This is a genomic window from Frankia sp. AiPs1, assembly GCF_023716945.1.
In the GTDB taxonomy this organism is placed as follows: domain Bacteria; phylum Actinomycetota; class Actinomycetes; order Frankiales; family Frankiaceae; genus Frankia.
In genome coordinates this window covers 1-3,401 of the sequence record NZ_JAMQQF010000625.1, presented here as the reverse complement: position 1 = coordinate 3,401, position 3,401 = coordinate 1, and the positions used below count along the sequence as shown (strand labels likewise).

The following is a 3,401-nucleotide window of genomic DNA, read 5'->3' as shown; positions in this document are numbered from 1 at the left end:
GCCCGGGTCCGCCGCCAACGCCGGCTCGGGCGGGCCCACGGGTTCGGCTGCGTCCGCCACGTCGGCTGCGTCCGCTACGTCGGCCGTGTCGGCTGCGTCGGCCACGGCAGGTCCGCGCGCGGCGGCGTCAGCTGCAGCCGCCGCGCCGCAGCCGCGCGTGGACTATGGCTCGGCGGCGCAGTTCACGCCCGGTGACGCCGGGGCCGCCCGGTCCGGCCAGAGCAGGCCCCGCGGGGGCATGCTCCGCGCCCGCCGGAGCTGATCGACGTGGCCGCCGCCGCACCGCATATCGCCCCAGACGACGTCCAGGCCGGGCCGTCCCGACACGGTGGGCTCGGGCGTCGCCGCCCGGGTCACGGCTGGCCGGTCGCCCCGTCCCGCTGGTCGTTGCGGACGCGGCTGCTCGCCCTGCTCATGGTGCTGCTCGCGACCGTGTCGCTGGCGATCGTGTTCGTCACCGCGGTGGCGTTGCGCGGCGTCCTGCTTGACCAGCTCGACCGGCGGCTGCACGACGCGGACAGACGGTGGGAACGTGTCCTGCCGGGCTACTCCGGGCCGCCGCTGCCGCAACTCCCCGGCGGCGGCTCGGGCTCCAGGTCGGGCTCGGTGCCCGGGTCGGGCTACGGGTACGGCTACGGCACGAGGACCTCCTGGCAGCCGCGCACCGCAGCGGTGGTCCCGAACTCGACCTCGGCGACCTCGACCTCGGCGACGTCCACCGTGGCGACGTCCACCGTGGCGACGTCCACCGTGGCGACGTCGTACGGGGTGAGCGGCGCCGACCTGGTCAGCAGTTTCTTCACGGGGCCGGTCGAGCCCGGCACCCTGGCCGCGGTCATCGACAGTTCCAGCGCATTCGGCGCCTACATCGACACGACCTTCACTCCGCAGGAGCTCACCGCGGGGCAGACCGCCACGGTCGCAGCCGTCCCCCGCGACGGCGACACCCACACCCGCGGCCTCGGCGACGCCGGGGACTACCGACTGCTCAGCAGCACCTTGCCCGACGGCAGCACCGTCGTCACCGGCCTGCCGATGAAGCAGGTGAACGCGACCCTGACCAAGATGGCCGCGATCGCCGGCGCCGTCGCCCTGGCGGGGGTGGCCGCGGCGGCGCTCGCCGGCACGGTGATCGTCCGGGTGACCCTGCGCCCGCTGCGCCGGGTCGCGGCGACCGCGTCCCGCGTCGCGGAGATCCCACTCGACCGGGGCGAGGTGGCGCTGTCGGTCCGCGTGCCGGATGTCGACACCGACCCGAGAACCGAGGTCGGCCAGGTGGGCTCGGCGCTCAACCGGATGCTCGGTCACATCGGGGCGGCGCTGGCGGCCCGGCACGCCAGCGAGACGCGGATGCGGCAGTTCCTCGCCGACGTCAGCCACGAGCTGCGTACCCCGCTCGCCGCGATCAGCGGCTACGCGGAGCTCACCCGGCGCACCCGCGAACCCGTCCCACCCGACGTCACCTACGCGATGAGCCGGGTCGAGTCGGAGAGTGCGCGGATGACGGCCCTGGTCTCGGACCTGCTGCTGCTCGCGCGGCTCGACTCCGGACGGCCGTTGGAGCACGAGCCGGTGGACATTTCCCGGATGGTCGTCGACGCCGTCAGCGACGCGCACGTTGCCGCCCCCGACCACCGCTTCGCGCTCGACCTGCCCGAGGAGCCGGTCACCGTCACCGGCGACGCGGCCCGGCTGCACCAGGTGCTGGCGAATCTGCTGGCCAACGCCCGCGCCCACACCCCGCCGGGGACCCGGGTGACGGCCAGCCTGGCCGTCACCGACGGCGAGGTCACCGTCGCCATCGTGGACGACGGCCCCGGCATCCCGCCCGACCTGCTACCCGAGGTCTTCGAGCGCTTCGCCCGCGGGGACAGCTCCCGATCCCGGGCGGCGGGCAGCACCGGCCTCGGCCTCGCCATCGTCGCCGCCGTCGTCGAGGCCCACCACGGCCGGGTGGAGGCGACCAGCCAACCGGGACGCACAGCCTTCGTCGTCGCATTGCCACGCTGGTCGGCCGCGGTCTGCGCGCAGGGCGAGCCGCCCGACCCGGCGACCATGGCCCCGGTCCTGACCGCGGTGCCAGGACCGACGCCGTCGACGCCACCGACCCCGCCCGCACCGCCCGCACCGCCCGCGCCGACGGCTCCGATGGCACCGATGGCACCGATGGCACCGCCCGCGGGCCTTGCTGGGCCGATGCGCCGCGCCTGAGCACGGTCTCCTGCGCACCCATCCTCCGCGCCCGGCATCCGGGGCACCGTGGCGGACGAGGGTCGTCGGCGGCCTTCACAGGTTGCGCACAGGCGGAACACAAGGACTCGAAAGGTCTATGTCCCAGGGTGATCCCTATGTCGCCCACTCTCACCGACCCGATCCCGCACGCCGGGGGTCGGCGTGCTCAGGGACACCGTCGCCGGCTGCCGTGGAGCAGGACGGACCCCGCTGCCCCGACGGACCACGACGCGCCGGCGGATCACGACGCGCCCACCGTTCTCGGGCCCGTCGCCGAGGAGGCCGCGCCGCCCGTCGCCGCGGAGCCGGACCCGCGTTGGGTCCACCCGGCGCTGATCGTCCTGCTGGTCGGCACCGGCGTGCTGTACCTGTGGGACCTGAGCGCCTCGGGCTGGGCCAACGCCTTCTACTCGGCCGCGGTCCAGGCGGGCTCGGTGAGCTGGAAGGCGTTCTTCTACGGCTCGTCCGACGCCGGTAACTCGATCACCGTCGACAAGCCGCCGGCCTCCCTGTGGGTGATGGCGCTCTCGGCGCGCATCTTCGGGCTGAACGCCTGGAGCCTGCTCGTCCCGCAGGCGCTGATGGGCGTCGGCACCGTCGGGCTGCTCTACGCGACGGTGCGCCGCCAGCTCTCCGCCGGGGCGGGACTGATCGCCGGCGCGGTACTCGCGCTCACCCCGGTCGCGGCGCTGATGTTCCGGTTCAACAACCCGGATGCGCTGCTGGTCCTGCTGCTCGTCGCCGGCGCGTACGCGACGCTGCGCGCCGTGGAGCAGGCCAGTACCCGCTGGATGGTGCTGGCCGGCGTGTTCGTCAGCTTCGCGTTCCTGACGAAGCTGCTGCAGGCGCTGGTCGTGGTGCCGATCTTCGCGCTGGTCTACCTGGCCTGTGCGCCGACGTCGTTCTGGCGTCGGGTCCGCCAGACGCTGGCCGGTGGCCTCGGGCTGCTGGTCCCCGCCGGCCTGTTCATCGCGATCGTGGAACTGGTCCCCGACTCGTCGCGGCCGTACATCGGCGGCTCGCAGCACAACAGCCTGCTGGAGCTCACTCTCGGTTACAACGGGCTCGGTCGGCTCACCGGCAACGAGACCGGCAGCGTCGGCGGCGGCGGGGCCGGCGGTCGCCGCGGCTTCGGCCTGCTCCAGGACGGCGCGACCGCGGCGCTGCCG

2 protein-coding genes are annotated in these 3,401 nt (G+C 74.5%); both read left to right on the top strand.

Annotated elements, in window-relative coordinates; translation table 11 throughout:
- Positions 1–267: 267 nt before the first annotated feature.
- Positions 268–2,211: a HAMP domain-containing sensor histidine kinase gene (locus tag ND748_RS28475; RefSeq protein ID WP_251749274.1), complete on the top strand. Its 1,944-nt coding sequence runs from the start codon at positions 268–270 to the stop codon at positions 2,209–2,211.
- 137 nt (positions 2,212–2,348) lie between these two features.
- Positions 2,349–3,401, top strand: a 1,053-nt coding sequence (locus ND748_RS28470) for a glycosyltransferase family 39 protein (RefSeq protein WP_251749273.1), incomplete at its 3' end; no start/stop codon positions are given.